The organism is Rhodospirillales bacterium RIFCSPLOWO2_02_FULL_58_16, assembly GCA_001830425.1.
Lineage (GTDB): Bacteria > Pseudomonadota > Alphaproteobacteria > Rhodospirillales > 2-02-FULL-58-16 > 2-02-FULL-58-16.
The window spans coordinates 546-18,504 of the sequence record MIAA01000050.1 but is presented as its reverse complement, the minus strand read 5'-3'; the positions used below and the strand labels follow the sequence as shown (position 1 = coordinate 18,504).

The window sequence follows — 17,959 nt, the reverse complement described above, 5'->3', positions numbered from 1 at the left end:
TCAGTCGGCGTAGTCGCGCAGCGACGGAAGGTTGTCAAAGACTTTATGGAAGGCGGCGACGACATCGTTCAGGTCTTTCTTTGTCATCGGCGGGCGCATCAATTCATGAGTGATCATGGTGCGGGCGGCGTGTTCGGCGGCGGGACAGAGGCCCTCCGCATAATCGGCCTTGCCTGAATAATGGGGGCCTTTGAAGGGGAAGCCCGTGCCGCCGAAGCCGATCTGTTTTTGGTACATGGGAAAAAGATAAAGCGGCGGCTTATAACCGCCAATGAGAGCGCCTCCCGCCTCGTCGCGCATCTCCGTCGGCGGCAGTTCCGCCCGCAGGGCGCGGACCATCAGATCGCGGGAGACGCCGTGTACGGTCTCATCGCAATGAAAGGCATGAGCGTAATAACTGTGCCGGCAACCGGCCACGGCGCGGGCCGGGGCAAGGCCGGGAAGGTCGCCGAGACGCTGTTCCAGATAGGCGACGTTGTGACGACGCTTATCCACCAACCCGACGCCCTTGGGCAACAGGCTGCGCCCGATGGCCGCCTCGATCTCGCCAAGGCGGTAATTGAAGCCCACCATGTTGACCAGATCGGTCTCGCCCTTGCCGGCGACCACCGCCTCGGCGTGGTTGCGGATCAGGCGTATGCGGTCGGCCAGCCGCGCATCGTTGGAGGTGCAAACCCCGCCTTCGCCGGTGTGGATGTGTTTGTGGTAATTGAGACTGAATACCCCGATATGACCGATAGCGCCGACCGGGCGTCCCTTATAGGCGGCCGACAGCGCCTGGGCGCAATCTTCAATGACCGTCAAGCCGCGCTCGGCGGCGACAGCCATGATCGGGTCCATGTCCGCCGGATGGCCCAGAAGATGAACCACCATGATCGCCCTGGTTCTGGAGGTCACTTTGTCGCGGATGCTGTCCGGGCTTGGGTTAAAGGTTCCGGGGTCAATATCGCAGAACACAGGCACGCCGCCATAGATCACCGCCGCCGTCGCGCTTGCCGTCATGCTGAGAGGAGGCACGATCACCTCGTCGCCCGGCCCGACGCCGGCGGCGCCGACGGCGGCATACAAGCCGCTGGTGGCCGAATTGACCGCCACCGCGTGTTCGACGCCACAGGTCGCCGCCCATTCCTTCTCGAAAGCCTGCACCTGGGGACCGCCGTAAAAATCAGCGTGCCACGTTCCGAGAAACCTGGACAGGACGCCGGTTTCCATAACGGCGCGAACAGCATCGATCTCGTCGGCGCCGATTACGTTGTAAGCCGGGAAGGGCTTGACGCGAACGGGATCGCCTCCCAATAACGCCAATTTGCTCATAACTTTCCCTTCGCCATCCGGCGGATGTCGTCGCAGGCTTTCTCGGCCGCCAGCGCGCTTTCACCGTCACTGGACAAAGGAGCGCCCAACGTCATGGCGGCATGGAAGTTGTCGTAAGCGTGGTACTGGGCGTCCCGCCAGCCGGTCTCTGTTTCCGTCGCCGCCGCCAGCCGCTTGCGACCGGGAACCAACGGTTCGTCTTCTATCCGCCGCAGCCTGAGAACCCGCCCCCAATCCTCCAGAGAGAAAGCGCCGCGCTCCAGGTAAGCGTTCATTTCAAACGTGCCGTAACGGCTTGCATCAAGGGCGATCATGCTTCCCGTCGCGCCGCCGCCGACCGTCATCATGACATCGCACAAAAAATCATCCCCGCCTGAATTTTTCACCCCGGATACGGATAGAGGAACAACCTTTCCGAAAAGAAACGACAGCAGGTCCATCATGTGACAGCCGTTGTTGATAAGGCCGCCGACATAGTGACAAACGACCGATTGCAACGCCCCCCATTCCCCGTCGGCCAGCCGCTCCTTGAGATCAACAATAGCCGGATTCCAGCGGCGCGGGTAATTGACCGCCATAAGCCGCCCGGCCCGGCCATAGGCCGTCACGATGTCGCGGCTTTCCCGCCATGAACCGCAGATCGGCTTCTCGCACATGACGCCCTTGACGCCGGTGGCGAGAAGACGGCGCAGGATGGGAACATGTTCCGGCGTCGGAGCGCTGACAACCGCCACGTCGAACGCCGCTCCGCTGTCAAGAAAGCCGTCCAGGTCGGCGAATCCTCGACCGATGTCCCAGAACCCCATAAAAGCGGAACGCCGCGCTTCGTCGGGTTCAACGCAGGCGACGACGGTAAAACCGGGATGGCGGCGGCAGGCGGCGGCATGGGTGATGACACCTTGCGGCCGATCAATTTCGTCATAGCCGCCGGCGATCTTGCCGCAGCCGATGATAACCGTCGAAAGGACCGGGCCGGAAGATGTCATGCGCCGTCCCTGGCCCGTCTGCCGAGATAGAGGAGTTCCGCTACCTCCATGTCTTGCGGATCATTGATATCAACAGCCTTCCAGGACGGCAGAACCAAGGGCAGAAATTCCTCCAGCACGCCTTGGCGATCTGCGTACAAATGTTCACGGCTGACGAACAAGAACGCCGCCGCGTCGTAGTAGGCCTTGATGCAGTTCTGGGAGTGAAGAAACCGGTTTTCCGGATGGAGCCAACGCAGCATCCCGTCAGCGTCAATTTTCAGGGCGCGCTCCAATGGGGCGGGGAACATCCCCACCGCCAGAAGCGGTTTTGCCCCGTTATGGCGCCTGAACAACTCATATCCTTCGGCTATGTCCGAGCCGTCAATCAGCGGCGAGGTGGCGTAGACCATGCAGACCTCGTTAAAGACCTGCCCTTTTTCGTCATATCGTTCCAGCACCCAGCGAAGCATTTCCATCATCGAACTGTCATTCCGGGACAGGCTTTGGTCGCGCAGGAAATCGACGGGGAAACCCAGGCCGGCCGCCGTATCGGCATAGCGTTGACTGTCCGTGGAAAGGTGAATCATGTCGAAAAGACCCGACTCCCTCGCCGCTTCCATAGGATAAGAACACAACGGCTTGCCGCAGAAAGGATGAATGTTTTTATCCTTGATGCGGGTGCTTCCGCTGCGCGCCGGGATGATGGCTATCCGCATCCTAAATTCTCGTTTTTCCAATAATATCCGAACTCATCAGATGTCGCTAAAACAACTTAATAAGGCAGCCTTGATTACTGAAGGACCATGAGGGATGGCTGTATCTACGTCGTGCAATAATTTCTCGATACGGCTCTGCAATTCATCGCCTGACATATTCCGGTGAGCATTCATACAGAGATGAATATAGGAATTAAACGCCGTACCGACAAAACGCAGAGCGCCGAAACAATTACTGCAAAGTTTAATATTCAGACTGTGCGGGTTAAGGTGCTGCGCTCGTATCGCTTTTGCTTTTTCATTGGTAAAAAGATCGATAAGAGAATGTTTATGGATGTCCCCGATTGATAATTCCGCCTCATAATCACGGCAGCACAGCGTAGCTTGACCATCATAAGTAAAATATATGTCTGAAAACGGAAGACTGCACGGCGCCTGAGACTTGTAAATATTCTTGTAAGGCAAAATAGTATTGTTAAAATAAATATCATCAGGAGCCAAGCTGTTAACAATATTAAAAGAAATTTTTTTCGGATTAATATAACTTTTGCCGAGATTAAAAATTTCACTGATTTCATGAATATTATCGAGTGAAATCACAGCCCTGATCCCGAGATCTACGCCGTTTTTCAAGTATGGGCGCATAATATCAAGCGACTCAATTACACGATCAAACTTTCCATTAACCCGGATGTTTTCATATGTATTTTCTGTCGCCCCATCAATAGAAAAACCAACATATCTGACAACATCAGGAAATTCTTCAAGTATATGCTTTAACCTCTGGGGGAATTGAGCATTGGTGCTTATAAATGGAATAAAATTATACTTTCTGCAAATCTCCATAAATCGATCCAGAGTTTTCTCAGGCACCATAAATATTTCGCCAACGGTAAATAATCCTGTTCTTCCCCCATTCTCGACGCATTGGGAAACAACACGCTCAAATGTCTGTTCAGACATGTACCCACGTCGGCGCGTCGCCTTGTGAGTTCCGCACATTTTACATCTGAGATTGCAATTGTTGGTCACCTCAATCAATGATGAGCGGGGTTTCTTCAGTGTCTCCAACGGCTCTGCTGTGAAATGCTTCTCCAATTCACTAAACACATCATTAAGGTAACCGGTGCGCATGCGGTCAAAGTTACGTCGCAAAGCAATGTTATTTGCTATCGGCAATTTCGCGATAAAATGCTTCAGTCTGACAATGGCGTTCATAAAGTAGGCCTCAGGAAATCAACGGGGAAACCCGGAAAGGATGAATGTTTTTATCCTTGATGCGGACGCTTCCGCATCGTTTCCGCACTGGCGTGAACATTGGTTATGTTTTTAATTCTTTTCATTTCCCGACCGCATTTAAGAAGATATTGAACGAAGCGGAACGGCTTCAGTTGGGTCGTTTTTCGGCGCTCAATTTACTCACCCAGTCCTTTGCTGTTTTTTTGGCTTCATTGATTTCCGCCGGAGACAATTTTTCGGCAATCCTGTCTCGTTCCGTAGCTCCTTTTTGTTCGCCATAAGACGAAGCAAGGTCAAACCACATGTAAGCCGCCTTGTGGTCCTGAGCGACGCCCTTTCCGTCCCTGTGCATTTCTCCCAACCTCAACTGAGGATAGGGATGATTTCCCTTGGCCGCCTTTAGATAAAACTCAGCCGCCTTTGCAAAACTTTGAGATACGCCGAGACCCTCCCGGTGCATCTCGCCCAGAAAATATAATGCGCCGTAGTTTCCCCCTTCAGCTTGGGCATTAAAGATTTTCAGAGCAGTTTTGTAATCGCCGGCATAGAATGCCGCCTCCCCTGATTCCGAGCCGGCGACAACCTGACCCGGATAAAATAAAAAGCCGGAGAAAAGAAATATTATAACAGCAAGTGATCGTTTCATTTTTACGTCCTCCATAAATGTGCAACTTCTCCAAGATAAATATCCGCGTCACCGTCCATTGCTTTGTTTTTGTCTCAACAAACTTTTAAGGATGAATGTTTTTATCCTTAATGCGGGAGCTTACGCTTCGCTCCGGGATGATGGCTACCCGCATCGGTTGCCGCGCCATTCATCAACCAACAGCCCGTAAAACAGGGAATCCACCCATCCGCCCTCCGTCCAATGAGTCCGGCGGTGCCGACCTTCCAGGGTGAACCCGAGGTCGGCAAAAAAAGCCTGCTTGGCATTATCGATAGAATAAATCTCGGCCCATACCCGGTGAAGATTCAATTCGTCAAAACCATAGCGTAAAAGCGTTCGGACGGCGTCGGGGGCAAAAATGTCGTCGATATAAAGATCATCGGCGCCGATATAGATGGAAAGATCGGCGCTGCGGTCGATAGGGTGGATGTAGCAAAGTCCGGTAGCGCCGAGCAGGCGTCCGCCGGTCGTTTCAATTACCGAGAACATACGGGTCGCCGGATCATCAAGCACCGTATTTTCGAACCACATAATCTGCTGAACCATGGAAATCTCGCGAAATTCGCGGAATAAACGGCGAAATTCCGGCTTGTTACGCCATGCAAGAAGCAAAGCCAAATCTTCGCGCTCGACCGCCCTCAAACTGATGACATTGCCTTTAAGCATGATTATTCCATGTCTGCGGGGTATAGGGCGTCGCCGGTTATTTTAGCACGGATCAGGCGGCGTCCCACAACCTCGGAAAGGCGATAGGGATCGTAAGACCCTACGGGGGCCGGACGCAGCGCTTCAAGGTCGCTTTCGGCCAAAACCGTTCCGGTTTCTAAATTGCGGGTCAGCCTTAAGCAGCGGCGCTGGACGATGATGGCTTGGACTTCGTTGGCCTCTACACGCTTGACCCCGTCGCCCATGGCCGGCTCCAGTTCACGGGTGCGATCAACCATCTCGCGCCACGACTTGGGAGTCATGGAAAAACGATGGTCGGGGCCTTCACGGGCATTGTCGTCGGTGAAATGCTTCTCGATTACCCGCGCACCCAGGGCCACGGCTCCCAATACAGCGGCATGGCCCGGCGCGTGATCGGAAAGCCCCAGCGCCATACCGGGATAGTGCAGAGCAAAACTGCGCAACACATTGAGATTGACCGAGCGGAAATTTTCGATTGAGCCGGTATAGTTGGTGTTGCACTGCATAAGAACAATCTTGCGCGTGCGAACGAGAACGGCCTCAACGCAGCGCTCGACGTCGGCCATATCGGCGGCCCCGGTGGCCAGAAGGATCGGCTTTCCTTTTCCGGCCAAGAAAGAAACAAATTGCAATCATGTGATATCGCCCGAGCCGATCTTGTAGGCCCCGACCAGACTGTCAATTCCCTCGACAGCCTCGACATCGTAGGGAGTGGTCATGAATTCGACCTCCGCCTTTTTGGCGACGGCGGCCAGTTTCTCGTTCCAGCTACGATCGAATTCGTATTGGCGGTATATCTCATAAACCGGCTTCTTCCACTCGGCCTGATGAGCTGACTGCCCGCCCAAAGCGCGAAAACCCCGATCACTGACGATCTTGGCGGCCAGAAAATGCTGGAACTTGACAGCGTCGGCCCCGGCTTCTTTAGCCAGATAGATGAGGGTTTCGGCCCGTTCAAAATCGCCATCGTGATTGGCGGCGATGTCGGCAATAAAATAGGCGGGAGAAGCGATGGATATCTCCCGCCCGCCTATAATTATTGATCCGTCGTATCTCATAGCCCGTCCTTAAGCGCCGACCTCACTACTTGGGCGGTATCAGGCATAGCATATCCCAACAGCTTTTCCGCTCGCGTTACATCGAGTCCCAGGCTTTCGGCCCGATGCGTAGTCAATTCGCGCACACTGGCCGTTTCCGCCCAATCGAGGATTATATCCATTTGATCCGCCAAAGCCCTGACAAACCGCCGCTTGCTGGACACTTCCCGCCCCGCCACGTTAATGACGCCCCGCGCATCCTTGGCCACCAAGTCGAATATAGCCTTGGCGCAGGAGGCAACATCAATAGGCGAGGTGAAAAAATCATCAAACAGACGCAACGGCTTGCGTCGCTCAAGTGAATCCATTGCCCATTCGAGAAAAGTCGGGCGTCCGACCCAGCCCCGCCGGCCCACAATGTTGGTCCGCACGACCAGACTTCGCCGATAAGTCAGAGCGAACGCCTCGCCGGCGTATTTGGAGCGGGCATATTCATTAACCGGATGCACCGGCATTTCCTCATCATGCTTATTGTCGCCGTCGCCGCTGTAATAATGGTCGGTGGAAACATACACAAAGCCGATTTCCAATCGCCTGCACGCCTCGGCCAGTATAGCGGCGGGGCGGGCATTCGTAAGATAAGCCGCGCCGGGATCAGCCTCGCAAGCGTCCATGTCGGTCAGCGCCGCCGCATTAATCACCAGTTCGGGCTTGAGGCGAATAACGGCGTCGCCCAGCGCCGCCTCATTACCGGCGTCCAGTATTATTTCCGAGTCATGGCGCGCCGCCCCTACCGCTTTGATACCCCGCCCTGACGCCTCGCGCATCAGGGCCTGGCCCAGCATACCGGTGGCCCCCAGCACCAGTATCATCAGTGCCGGCCTTCTTTCAACGTCGCCCTGATTTCCTCAGGCCCCAGCCACCGGCTGTTGGCATTGCTGACATATTGAAAAGACTCATCGACCGGGACGCCCCCCACTCTCTCAAATCGCTCGGATATATCGGTGCGCTTGAACGGCAAGATTACATAGCGGTCGTCAAGCTCCAGGGTGTTGCGCGCATCGTCCTCCGTAATCAGCGATTCATGCAGTTTTTCGCCGGAGCGGATGCCTATAATTTTATGAGGCAAATCCGGCGCCATGCAGCGCGCAAGATCGGTAATGTGAATACTGGGAATTTTCGGCACGAAAATTTCTCCCCGGCACATCATCGCCAGACTCGACAAAACAAAATCGACGCCGTGCTCAAGGGTGATCCAGAATCGCGTCATGCGCGGATCGGTAATCGGAAGACTTTGCGCGCCGCCGTTGATCAGACGGCGAAACATAGGCGCTACGCTGCCGCGCGAATTTGACACGTTGCCGTAACGCACCACGGAGAACCGGGAGCCGATACCGGCGCTCAAGGCGTTGGCGGCGATGAATATCTTGTCGGCGGCCAGTTTGCTGGCGCCGTAAAGGTTAATCGGATTCACCGCCTTGTCGGTAGACAGGGCAAGCACCTTCTTGACCTTGCAGTTCAGCGCCGCCCTGACGACGTTTTCGGCGCCGATCACATTGGTGTTGATGCACTCGAAGGGATTGTATTCGGCCGCAGTGACATGCTTCAGCGCGGCGCAGTGGATAACGTAATCAATCCCCCGCATCGCCATGGTCAGGCGTTCCACGTCCCGCACGTCGCCGATGAAATAGCGGATGAACGGATAATCGGCATCGTTGAAATCAAGGGCCATCTCGTACTGCTTCATCTCGTCACGAGAGAAGATAACAAGACGGGAAGGTTTGTAGTCGCGCACGACCCTGTCAACGAAAGCGCGTCCGAACGAACCGGTGCCTCCCGTTATCAAAATGGCGGCGCCGTTTACTATGGACGCCGGATCGTTTGGGTCGTCAGCGGTTAATTTCATAGTCAAATTCCCTCAGATTATCCCGACGCCTTTGAATCCTACGATGTCATTATTCTCTGAAAAGAGATTCCGCGTAAGTCACTAAACGGCTTGCATAAGGCTCGTCAAACCGTTGAGCAAAATAATTACTGAGTTCAATCAGCCGTGCCGATAGCACCGTATCGCGAGAACGCTGCATCAATTCAACAGCTTTCGGGACTAACTCATCAACGCCTCGGGCCTTCAGGAATTCCGGCCATGCGTATATTTCCTGAAAGTGAGCCAACCCGGCGGCCAGATTAAAATGAACGGCGCCTTCCTCATAGGGCAGAAGACATATGGAAGGTTTGCCCAGCATCGCCGCTTCCAGAATGATTGTCGATAACGGAGAAATAACGGCGTCAACATTGCTTAATGTATCGATTGTGTCCTTATAATCGGCAAGGGTGATTCCTTGATCTCCCTCCCTGAGCGATTCAAGATAAGGTTTGCCGGCGAGTTCCAGAAAAACATTGCGCCATGGATGATCGATTATCCTTTTGCCTCCCTTACCGCCGTTTCCCCAAGGATGCGGACGGTAAAGAACGGCAGTCTTTTCCCCGAAGTCGCCGCGCTCCACCGCCTCATCCAACAGGCACAAGTGCGCAAACTCATCGGCGCCTTTACTGGCGCCCGCGTAAAGCAATATCTTGCTGCCGGACGGAATCTCGTGAAGGCGTTCGTATTCGCTTCTCGTGACACGGGCCGGATTTCTGTAGACATCAAACTGAGCAGCGCCGAAGATGGTCACGTTAGAGGGGTGAATTTTGAGATACTTGACCGCATGGTCCCTGGTTTGCTCACCCCAGACAAGCAACCGGTCAAGCGCCAAATAGATATTGGCCTTACTGGCCGGATTATCCCACGAATTCATAATTGCCGTCATGGGAATGCGGCGTTCAGCGGTGATGCAGCAAAGGTCGTGGATAAGCGGGCCGTAAAGAACCGATGGGTGAAATACGACATCGGGAAGTTCTTCATCAAAAAGCTTTTCAAGATGAGTGTTCGGGTGGGCGACAATCTCCCGCAAGGTCTTGCGCTCAAACCAATGATAAACGCCGGGTAGCGACAGGAAGGTGTATTCCCGCACATGCCCCGGCCCAATCGCATGCCGAGTGAAGTCGCGCAAGTGTCTCATATGTTGTCCGGGCCGCCACTTCAAGCGGCTGACATGGGTCAGTTTCGCCCATTTGCCCTGGCGATAGTCATCAACTTCTATTCGCCGCAGCCTGTCCCCCAGTCCCAGCGATTCCAGCGGAGTTCTGATGCGCGCCCCATTTTTATAATTCTCTGAAATAAGGCAGAACAAGACATCATGCTTGGCGGCCAGCTCGGAAAAAACGCCGCTTTTTATGAAATGGCGGATAATGATGTCATGGTCAATAAAGACGAGAACCTTTAGGCGTTTCTTTTTAGTCATAAACTTCTTATCTCGAACGACTTAGATCATCAGACCCGGACGACCCGTTCAGCAGAAAACCGTTCGGCAGACAAAACGAAAGGTGCAGTTCGCTGTAAACTCCCAAAGGCGTTTCCTGAAGCTCGAAATAATGCACATCAGCCGCCGGATCATGTTGATAGGCCCACTGCCTTTTCAAAAATGACCTCAAGAATCGCGCATTGGCTGTTCTACCGTCGACAATGATCAAACAACCCGGAGGAAGAAAAAACTCCAGCGTAATGATATCTGCCGCCATAGGCATTCGATCCGGGGAATTAAACGAAAAGCCTCTGATATCCGACAAATTCGCTGTTTGTGAAGGGCCGTCAAGATAAATAAGATCAAAGGCATAGTTTGGAATTTTATCATAAAGAGTTACGATCCGATGAAACATCTCGGTCACAATGACATTGCTCTTATACAGAGAAACACAGGGTCTTGCCTCTTTTGAAAGCATCGTCTCGGTCCGCCCCAGGAATTCATCGCTCTCCTCGACCGAATGAAGGTGAAATGGCCGCTGAAATCGAAGGCTGGAACCTGCCCAAGAATTAAACTCCTTATGCAAAACACGGCAGGCATCGGCCAAAACAGCCGTCGAATAGCCGGACCCGAATTCAAGAACCGACACGGCTCGCCGACTTAAGGCAAGCCAGTGCAGGCGACAAAGATCATTATATTTAGGATTAGAGGGCGCCGGGAGAATGTCGCTGCTGATCGGCGGACAAATACTTTCAATACTCATACTTCGGGAATATGCGCTTACTTTGTCAACATCATTAAAATCAAAAAGATTATAATTTTGCACAATACTTACTATTTGTTGATATGTCGCCATAATAATCCCATATAAAGGCGACGAACTAGCGCCGCCAGCGAACGGAAGGATTGATCAAGGAAAGATCAATCCTGTCGCGGGCGCTTGATATCGTTTTCAACATGCCTGAGATAACATCGGACGTCAGCAGGTGCGGCGCTAAACCCAGATCAACCAGCTTGGTATGAACGGGATTGTAATAATGCTCCTCGCTTTCAATGCGCGGGTTGGCAATATGGTCGATGGCGACCTTCAACCCCATGCCTGCTGCTGCATCCCTGACGCGATTCGCCAAATCAGCCACTGAGAACACTTCGGTAAACTGATTGAAGACTCGACAGTCTCCCTCGTCGGCTGGATTTTTAATGGCCAGTTCGACGCATTGCAAGGTATCGCGGATATTAAGAAAGCCGCGCGTTTGGCCGCCTTGGCCATAGACGGTCAGCGGGATGCCGGCAATCGCCTGAACACAAAACCGGTTGAGTACGGTGCCGAACACACTGTCGTAGTGAAAACTGGTGCGTAGCTCAGAGGCCATGAGAGTTTGGTCGGTGTCGATGCCGTAGACCACTCCCTGATTCAGGTCCGTAACGCGCAATCCCCAAACCCGGCAGGCAAACATCAGATTGTGTGAATCATGCACTTTTGAGAGATGATAAAAACTCCCCGGTTGCTTGGGAAACGGAAGAGTGTCGTTTCTTCCGTTGTGATTGATGGTTATGTAACCTTCCTCAATATCGATGTTCGGCGTGCCGTATTCTCCCATCGTGCCCAGTTTGATAAGGTGAGCAGAAGGACAGTGAGCCTTCATGGCGAAAAGAAGGTTAAGCGTTCCGATAACGTTATTGTGTTGGGTAAGAACGGCCTGTTCGCGTCCCTGCATTGAATAAGGCGCGGAAGGTTGTTCAGCGTAGTGAATAACGGCATCAGGTTGAAACTCACGCAGGATATTATAAATAAAGCGATGGTTGGTAAGATCACCGACGCGCAGATCAATCATCTTGCCGGAAATCTCCTGCCACGCCCGGACGCGACGATGCAAGGTGGGAGTAGGCATTAGAGGTTCGATGCCGTCCTCAAGTTCTATTCTGCGCTTCATGAAATTATCGACGCCCATGACCTCGTCGCCACGCTGCGAAAAATGCATGGCCGTCGGCCAACCGAGATAACCGTCACCGCCTAGAATTAATATCCTCATTTATAACGCCATTCCGTTAATAAAAGCCAAGAAGCGAACCGCCCGGCACACCGGGAGTGGATATGGCAACCGTGCCCATTTGGAAACGCGATGTTCAAAAAATACTCTCCAGAAACTCGGCAATCTTCAAATCCAAAGGGGTATCTATGTTTATTGACTCTGAGGCTGACATCTCAACGATGCAAACAGGGTCTACAATCAACTTGCCGGCGCGAATGTTCTTTGCCCAAGTCGCATAGACGCATCCGTTCACGCGCATTAAATGGGAGAATTCCCGTCTGGACGTGAATACGCAGGAAGGACTTTGAATGAATTTGGTTGCGACATCGCCCTCAACGCTGAAAATATTGAAAGGATTACGCTCAAGCTGCGTCACCGTAATGACGGATTGGGCACTCTCATAAAATAATTTTTCAACGCACAAATCGACGTGCCCGGCTTGCCGAAAGGGGCTTGTCGCATCGAGAAGAACAACGGCGCCAACGGCATTATTTTCAGCCTCAAAAGCATCAAGAACGTGGTTCAAGACAGGCATCATCGGCGTGTCGTCTTCCGCCAGCTCTATCGGTCTGCGCAGAACATAGGCTCCCGCAGATTCCGAGATTGCCGCCAGTTCGTCGTCATCTGTCGACACGACGACCTGAGAAACAAGTTTTGCATCAAGACCGGAGCGAATGGCGCGAACAACAAGAGGAACGCCGCCGATCAGACGTAAATTCTTGCGCGGCACGCCCTTTGATCCGCCACGAACCGGAACAATGGCCAAGGTCTTGATTTCATTCATAATACTAACCTAATAGGTTATCTGCTTTTCAAGCAGTCGCTGCCCCAGTTCAACCGATTTCAGCTTATCCACGATTCTGCGAAAGGCCAAGCCGTCTCCAAAAGGCCGACCGGTTTGTGCAACGCGCCTTGCCGTTTCAGCATCATCAAGCGCCGACGAAAGAGCTTGCGTAACGGCTTCTTCGCCATAATCGCAATCAATGACGTTTTCCGCCCTCTGCCTGCCTCGCTGTCGCCGGCCGATATTAACGGCGGGAAGACGGAAATAGGGGGCTTCAATAAGACCCGCAGAAGAATTTCCCACCATGACGGAAGCCATGGCCATGAGGCCCCAAAAGTCAGGAGCATCAATATTTTGGTGAACCGATACGCCCTGCCTACCCTCGATCTCCTTGATGGCCGCAATAATCCCTTCATAGCCGTGATCGGAACAAGGGAAGACGACGATAGTTCTTTTCTCGCGGGCCAACACGGCACCAAGCGCCGCCTTGGCATCCGTGTAACTGTCCCGTTGAACGACAGTCTCAGGGTGCAGAAGAAAAAGTATGGGACGATCTTCGCATTGAAGGCGATAACGGTCACGCACAACTTCCGGGGAAGAATAATTACCGGCTGTAATCTGATCGACATGGCTATCGCCGACGACATGAATACGCCACTCTTCCTCCCCCATTTTGCGGATGCGTACGGCGCTTTCTTCAGTAGATGCAAAATGAAGATGCGCCAACTTAGTCAAGGCATGGCGCATCGACTCATCCACATTGCCGGTACGATCACCTCCCTGAATATGGGCGATGGGAATATCGAGATGAATGGCGGCCAAGGCGGAGGCCAAAACTTCCCCACGATCACCGTAAAGAACCAATATATCAGGGCGAATAGAATGCAGCGCCGAACTCATTTCCAGCAAACAAGCGCCAAGTGCGCGTGAGCGCGCAAGGGCGCTTCCATCCGATTGGCTTATATCAATCTCTGCGGCGATAGGGAATTCACGCCTGATTTCTGAAATAGTCTTGCCGAAAATAGGGTTCAGATGCTGATCTGTAACGATTAACGAAAGCCGCAGTTCAGAATCTTCCATAATCGCGTGAAGCATAGGCTTCATGGCGCCGAAGCCGCCTCGTTTCCCGGTCAACACCGCAATGTGACGAGTCACGCTTCCAAATCTTCCACGCGGATAGGCATATCTTCCTCAATTTCCCGGGCCAATTTGCGACCGATAATACGGGGAAGTTCCGAAGGAGGCAGACCATCGCCGGGCCGTTTGGCGGTAAGCATTGCAGCATCTATAACGGCGCCTGCCGCAAGAAATCGCGTAGCGACCAGAGATTTCAAGGCCCAGAATTGAGAAGGACGCTCACAGTCCTGGATATCCAGGCTCCCTGTTCCCAAGGCGGCCTCGACTTCCCTTACCCGCTTCACAAAATCAGGGAAATTACCCGAACCCAGGGAGACCTTCCAGTCCTGCGCATTGGGAACATCAAAATCGAGAGTGATATGTTTTTCGATCACTTTAGCGCCCAATGCAACCGCCGCCAGACTGACATGCTCGCCTTGAGTATGGTCAGAATAGCCGACCGGACCCCGAAAAAGATGTTTTAATTCGGCCATTGCCCCAAGATTTGCTTCTGCATAAGGAACCGGGTAAGCCGTCACGCAATGCAGCAACGCAAGCTCGCAACAACCGCTCTCGGACAAAATAGATATGGCTTGTTCGACATCATCTTTGGAGTACATGCCGGTTGACAGAATAATCGGCTTTCCACGTTTGGCGGTGGCCGACAGGAACGGCCAATTTCCCCGTTCCCCCGAGCCGATCTTATAGGCCGGAACCTCCAGCTCATCCGCCCACCGTAAAGCCGACTCATCATGCGCCGTACAAAGAAAGATCAACCCTTGATCTTCGCATCGCTTCTTCATGCGTAAAAAAAATGGAAGATCTACTTCCTTCGGACGCATGCGCTCATACCAGTCGCCGCTTCGCTTTGAAATCAGATCATCTGTTATGAAGGCCTGTGTTTTAAAGGCGTCCGCGCCCGCCTCGGCGGCAAGATCGACCAACCGATCCGCTTTTTCCGGATTGCCGAAATGTGCAACGCCTGCCTCGGCGATAAGAAATACAGGATGCCCATCGCCGATCTTGCAATGGCCGACGTTGATGGTTTGTAAAAAAGGTAAGTTGATATTAGACATCACGATGATCGAACAAACAAGCTACCGCAGTCCAGGTGAAATCCTGAACGCCGCCGGCGGGTTCCCCCGCCGGCTTCTAAACAGCATCAATTGCGTGATATAACACGAGTATCCTGGTTACAAAAGATCAGATATTTTCCATGCCCCAAGCGACTTGGTCGAATTCGGCGCCTCCTCGCTGATAGTTATCAGAGGTTTGGGGAGGTTAAAAGGAGCGGCGGTAAGGTCAATGGGGAACCAGCCGCCCGTCTTGATCTCAGTATTTTTCCCCAAGAAGTGGGTGGTGGCGAAAAGATAGCGTGACCCGCTCTCCTTGAAGAGCTTCAAGGCCGGCAATATTTCCTGATGATCCAGATGCGTCAGGCAGTCCCGGCATATAATCGCGTCACATTCAGGCAGCGCGTCAATCACGATATCCACTTGGGAAAAGAAGTGGTTGCGCCGGTCGTAAAACTTTTCCCTTGCCTCATTTATCAAAGAATCGACGATATCAAAACCAAGATAGGCCTGTAGACCGCCCGTTATATGGCTGATCCAATTAAGGTCTCCACATCCGGCATCGCCGAGAATCCGAATGTTCAGGGAATCAAATACCCCCGGCAAGTCCCGCCGAATCGCCTCCGTCTGCGCCATGGTTGACCCGCCGCCGCTTGCGGTCTCTTCACAGCCCCAACCGTTACTCTCTTTAATGAAAGTGAACCGGCGTTTCCGGTCGGCCTTTCTTTCCGGACTGCCCGCAGGTAAATCCGCTATGCGTCCCGGCTTTCCATTGATTAACCGGCGCTTGTAATCAATGCCGCTGAAAGCCTCGTATTCGGCAAGGGTGCGCCGGGCGCCCAGGCCGAAGTTCTCAATTCCCTTAAGCGCTTCCGGATCGCCGTTTTTTTCCATGCCCAGAAGATGGTGTAGGCGAGTCTTGGAAACCGTATTCAGCCTCCTCCAATCGACCTTGTCTTCCCAATGACGGGGCCGTTCCGGTCGTTTTGAAAAATCGTGATAGCAGACGACCTTGTTGGGGGTAAAAAAATCCCACCCGTGAGTCCATAGACGAACCGCTAAATTGGTTTCCTCACCCTGAAAATATATACGGGGATCATAAGGAACGTCGGCGATCAGCTTTGAGGGGCCGAACAAAAATCCTGCGGCGACAAAAGCCGATGGTTGCGGCTTTTCAGGCGCGTCCTCCGGCAAAGATATCCTGGAGCCGAACGATACGATGTCGTCATTGTCAAAAAACCTTGCGAACATGACCGGCAAGACAGGCGAATCAAGCTTGTCCGGGGGCGTATAAGGAACAGGGTAAGTGGTCAGAACAGGCCGGGCCGAGTCACACTCGCCCAGCATATCAAGCAACACTTCATCCCAATCAACGACGAACCGCATATGGCTGTCTATCTGAAAGGCATACTCCTCGCCGCGCCACAGTTTCTGCGTCTGATGGCGCGCCCAGCAAACCCCAAGGCTGTCCTTGGCATGAACATCATAAACCCGGCACTGCTCGGCAAAGACGCCGTCGGGCGCGGCATCATCATCCTCGCCGGGCGCATACTGCCGGCAAATACCGGCAAACACCCGTTCCGGATGCCTGGCCTTCTCGAATAAATCCTTGATCGTCCACGGGAGTTCGGTATCACGATAGCCGGCGATATTAACGAATATTCGTGGCAACTCCCGCAACATCGCCCCCTATAGCCCTCGAACGGAAACGGGCCGCAGGATAATCCCGCAGCCCGTTCCTTAGCAACAACGTAGGGTTACCACTCAATCTTATCGACGTTATCGAACTCGATAGAGCCTTCCTCGGTAGTGATGCGACCGGAGTGTCCGCCGATATCGACGGAGTCTTGACCGTCGGCGACATCGACCACCTTGCCGTCGATCTCAAGCGTCCAGCCGCCGCCTTCGGCAGACATGCCCGGACCGCCATCGAAGGAGACCTCAATCACATCGGTCCACTTGCCGCCGCCTCCATCAACCTGGGTATCGCCGTTGAGGCTGTCGAAGACGAAGAGATCATCGCCGGCATCACCGAACAGGCGGTCATTCTGGCCACCGCCATAGATGGTGTCGTCACCCTCGCCGCCGTAAATAACGTCGTCGCCGCTGCCGCCGCGAAGGTCATCATCACCATCGGCGCCGGTGACCGTGTCGTCGCCGCTGCCGCCGCTAAGATCATCATCTTCATCGGCGCCGGAAAGCACGACATCAGGATCATTGACCGGTTCAGGCTCTTCTTCCTCTTCGTCCTGCGCCGCAGGGGCATCGCCGGACGATGACGAGCCATCATCGCTACCGGAAGACTGATCCGGCTCGTCGCCTTCAGAGCCGCCATCGGACGACACGTCATCCTCAGAACCGCTGTCGGATGATTCGTCATCCTCAGAGTCGCTGTCGGACGATTCGCCATCCTCAGAGTCGCTGTCGGACGATTCGCCATCCTCAGAGCCGCCATCGGACGATTCGCCATCCTCGGAGCCGCCATCGGACGATTCGCCATCCTCAGAGCCGCTGTCGGACGATTCATCACCGCTCAAGCCGGCATCCAACGCCTGCGTGTACTGCCAAGTGACGTCAGCAAGATCGGCAACCGGCAGGGTGGCTTCGCTGTAGGCGTCGTTGATGACGAACAACTCGCCCTCGCCAGGGCCGTAGCCGCTCGGATGGTTGTCGCCTGCCTTGATGGTGACGGCGACCAGTTCGTAGCCGTCATAGTTCTGCTCGACGAAATCACTGAGGTTGAGCGCGTCGGCGTCGCGGCAACCTTCATCGCCATCCGAGAAGCTGTCGATCTTGACCTTCATGATATCGCCCGACCCATTATCCAGATACAGGACCATGTTCGAGATGTCATGCGCCATCTCGGGGAACATATCTGAGGGTTCATCGCCCTCGGAGCCGCCGCCGGACGGAGGAACATCGCCCTCGGAGCCGCCGCCGGACGGAGGAACATCGCCCTCGGAGGGCGATGTACCTCCGAG

At 53.7% G+C, this 17,959-nt stretch carries 15 protein-coding genes and 2 pseudogenes; all 17 read right to left on the bottom strand.

Annotation, left to right across the window (positions count from 1 at the left end; translation table 11 throughout):
* The gene (locus A3H92_00220; GenBank protein OHC73476.1) at window positions 1-1,314 is read right to left on the bottom strand and encodes a DegT/DnrJ/EryC1/StrS aminotransferase; all 1,314 of its coding nucleotides are present in this window, start codon (window positions 1,312-1,314) and stop codon (window positions 1-3) included.
* On the bottom strand, window positions 1,311-2,300 hold the full coding sequence (locus A3H92_00215) for a hypothetical protein (GenBank protein ID OHC73475.1): 990 nt from the start codon (window positions 2,298-2,300) through the stop codon (window positions 1,311-1,313). Before A3H92_00215 ends, A3H92_00220 begins: the two co-directional genes overlap by 4 nt.
* Entirely contained in the window at window positions 2,297-2,998 is a 702-nt protein-coding gene (locus A3H92_00210) for a hypothetical protein (protein ID OHC73474.1), read from the bottom strand. The genes A3H92_00215 and A3H92_00210 overlap by 4 nt, the downstream gene beginning before the upstream one ends.
* Window positions 2,999-3,034: 36 nt before the next feature.
* Window positions 3,035-4,216, bottom strand: a complete 1,182-nt coding sequence (locus A3H92_00205) for a hypothetical protein (GenBank protein ID OHC73473.1) — start codon at window positions 4,214-4,216, stop codon at window positions 3,035-3,037.
* Between the two features lie 169 nt (window positions 4,217-4,385).
* A complete protein-coding gene (locus A3H92_00200) occupies window positions 4,386-4,898 on the bottom strand; it encodes a hypothetical protein (protein ID OHC73472.1) in 513 nt (170 codons plus the stop codon).
* 129 nt (window positions 4,899-5,027) lie between these two features.
* Window positions 5,028-5,570, bottom strand: a complete 543-nt coding sequence (locus tag A3H92_00195; protein ID OHC73471.1) for a GNAT family N-acetyltransferase — start codon at window positions 5,568-5,570, stop codon at window positions 5,028-5,030.
* Between the two features lie 2 nt (window positions 5,571-5,572).
* Window positions 5,573-6,649, bottom strand: a pseudogene (locus A3H92_00190) (N-acetylneuraminate synthase).
* Window positions 6,646-7,500: a hypothetical protein gene (locus A3H92_00185; protein OHC73470.1), complete on the bottom strand. Its 855-nt coding sequence runs from the start codon at window positions 7,498-7,500 to the stop codon at window positions 6,646-6,648. The pseudogene A3H92_00190 and the gene A3H92_00185 overlap by 4 nt, the downstream one beginning before the upstream one ends.
* Complete coding sequence (locus A3H92_00180) at window positions 7,500-8,534, bottom strand: UDP-N-acetylglucosamine 4,6-dehydratase (inverting) (protein ID OHC73469.1); 1,035 nt, start codon at window positions 8,532-8,534, stop codon at window positions 7,500-7,502. The genes A3H92_00185 and A3H92_00180 overlap by 1 nt, the downstream gene beginning before the upstream one ends.
* Before the next feature lie 49 nt (window positions 8,535-8,583).
* Window positions 8,584-9,972 (bottom strand): hypothetical protein, encoded by a 1,389-nt coding sequence (locus A3H92_00175; GenBank protein OHC73468.1) that lies wholly within the window; start codon window positions 9,970-9,972, stop codon window positions 8,584-8,586.
* A gap of 7 nt (window positions 9,973-9,979) precedes the next feature.
* On the bottom strand, window positions 9,980-10,621 hold the full coding sequence (locus A3H92_00170; GenBank protein OHC73467.1) for a hypothetical protein: 642 nt from the start codon (window positions 10,619-10,621) through the stop codon (window positions 9,980-9,982).
* Between the two features lie 232 nt (window positions 10,622-10,853).
* Entirely contained in the window at window positions 10,854-12,005 is a 1,152-nt protein-coding gene (locus tag A3H92_00165; GenBank protein ID OHC73466.1) for an NAD-dependent dehydratase, read from the bottom strand.
* A 94-nt stretch (window positions 12,006-12,099) separates the two neighbouring features.
* On the bottom strand, window positions 12,100-12,789 hold the full coding sequence (locus A3H92_00160) for a hypothetical protein (GenBank protein OHC73465.1): 690 nt from the start codon (window positions 12,787-12,789) through the stop codon (window positions 12,100-12,102).
* 9 nt (window positions 12,790-12,798) lie between these two features.
* Window positions 12,799-13,944 (bottom strand): UDP-N-acetyl-D-glucosamine 2-epimerase, UDP-hydrolysing, encoded by a 1,146-nt coding sequence (locus tag A3H92_00155; GenBank protein ID OHC73464.1) that lies wholly within the window; start codon window positions 13,942-13,944, stop codon window positions 12,799-12,801.
* Window positions 13,941-14,981, bottom strand: coding sequence for a hypothetical protein (locus A3H92_00150; protein ID OHC73463.1), 1,041 nt, complete (start codon window positions 14,979-14,981; stop codon window positions 13,941-13,943). The genes A3H92_00155 and A3H92_00150 overlap by 4 nt, the downstream gene beginning before the upstream one ends.
* Before the next feature lie 117 nt (window positions 14,982-15,098).
* Complete coding sequence (locus tag A3H92_00145) at window positions 15,099-16,661, bottom strand: hypothetical protein (protein ID OHC73462.1); 1,563 nt, start codon at window positions 16,659-16,661, stop codon at window positions 15,099-15,101.
* A gap of 74 nt (window positions 16,662-16,735) precedes the next feature.
* Window positions 16,736-17,959, bottom strand: a pseudogene (locus A3H92_00140) (hypothetical protein).

Excerpts from the sequence above, each read along its gene's own strand:
- A3H92_00220 (OHC73476.1), bottom strand. The coding sequence starts at position 1,314 with ATGAGCAAATTGGCGTTATTGGGAGGCGATCCCGTTCGCGTCAAGCCC.
- A3H92_00215 (OHC73475.1), bottom strand. The coding sequence starts at position 2,300 with ATGACATCTTCCGGCCCGGTCCTTTCGACGGTTATCATCGGCTGCGGC.
- A3H92_00210 (OHC73474.1), bottom strand. The coding sequence starts at position 2,998 with ATGCGGATAGCCATCATCCCGGCGCGCAGCGGAAGCACCCGCATCAAG.
- A3H92_00205 (OHC73473.1), bottom strand. The coding sequence starts at position 4,216 with ATGAACGCCATTGTCAGACTGAAGCATTTTATCGCGAAATTGCCGATA.
- A3H92_00200 (OHC73472.1), bottom strand. The coding sequence starts at position 4,898 with ATGGAGGACGTAAAAATGAAACGATCACTTGCTGTTATAATATTTCTT.
- A3H92_00195 (OHC73471.1), bottom strand. The coding sequence starts at position 5,570 with ATGCTTAAAGGCAATGTCATCAGTTTGAGGGCGGTCGAGCGCGAAGAT.
- A3H92_00185 (OHC73470.1), bottom strand. The coding sequence starts at position 7,500 with ATGATACTGGTGCTGGGGGCCACCGGTATGCTGGGCCAGGCCCTGATG.
- A3H92_00180 (OHC73469.1), bottom strand. The coding sequence starts at position 8,534 with ATGAAATTAACCGCTGACGACCCAAACGATCCGGCGTCCATAGTAAAC.
- A3H92_00175 (OHC73468.1), bottom strand. The coding sequence starts at position 9,972 with ATGACTAAAAAGAAACGCCTAAAGGTTCTCGTCTTTATTGACCATGAC.
- A3H92_00165 (OHC73466.1), bottom strand. The coding sequence starts at position 12,005 with ATGAGGATATTAATTCTAGGCGGTGACGGTTATCTCGGTTGGCCGACG.
- A3H92_00160 (OHC73465.1), bottom strand. The coding sequence starts at position 12,789 with ATGAATGAAATCAAGACCTTGGCCATTGTTCCGGTTCGTGGCGGATCA.
- A3H92_00150 (OHC73463.1), bottom strand. The coding sequence starts at position 14,981 with ATGTCTAATATCAACTTACCTTTTTTACAAACCATCAACGTCGGCCAT.
- A3H92_00145 (OHC73462.1), bottom strand. The coding sequence starts at position 16,661 with ATGTTGCGGGAGTTGCCACGAATATTCGTTAATATCGCCGGCTATCGT.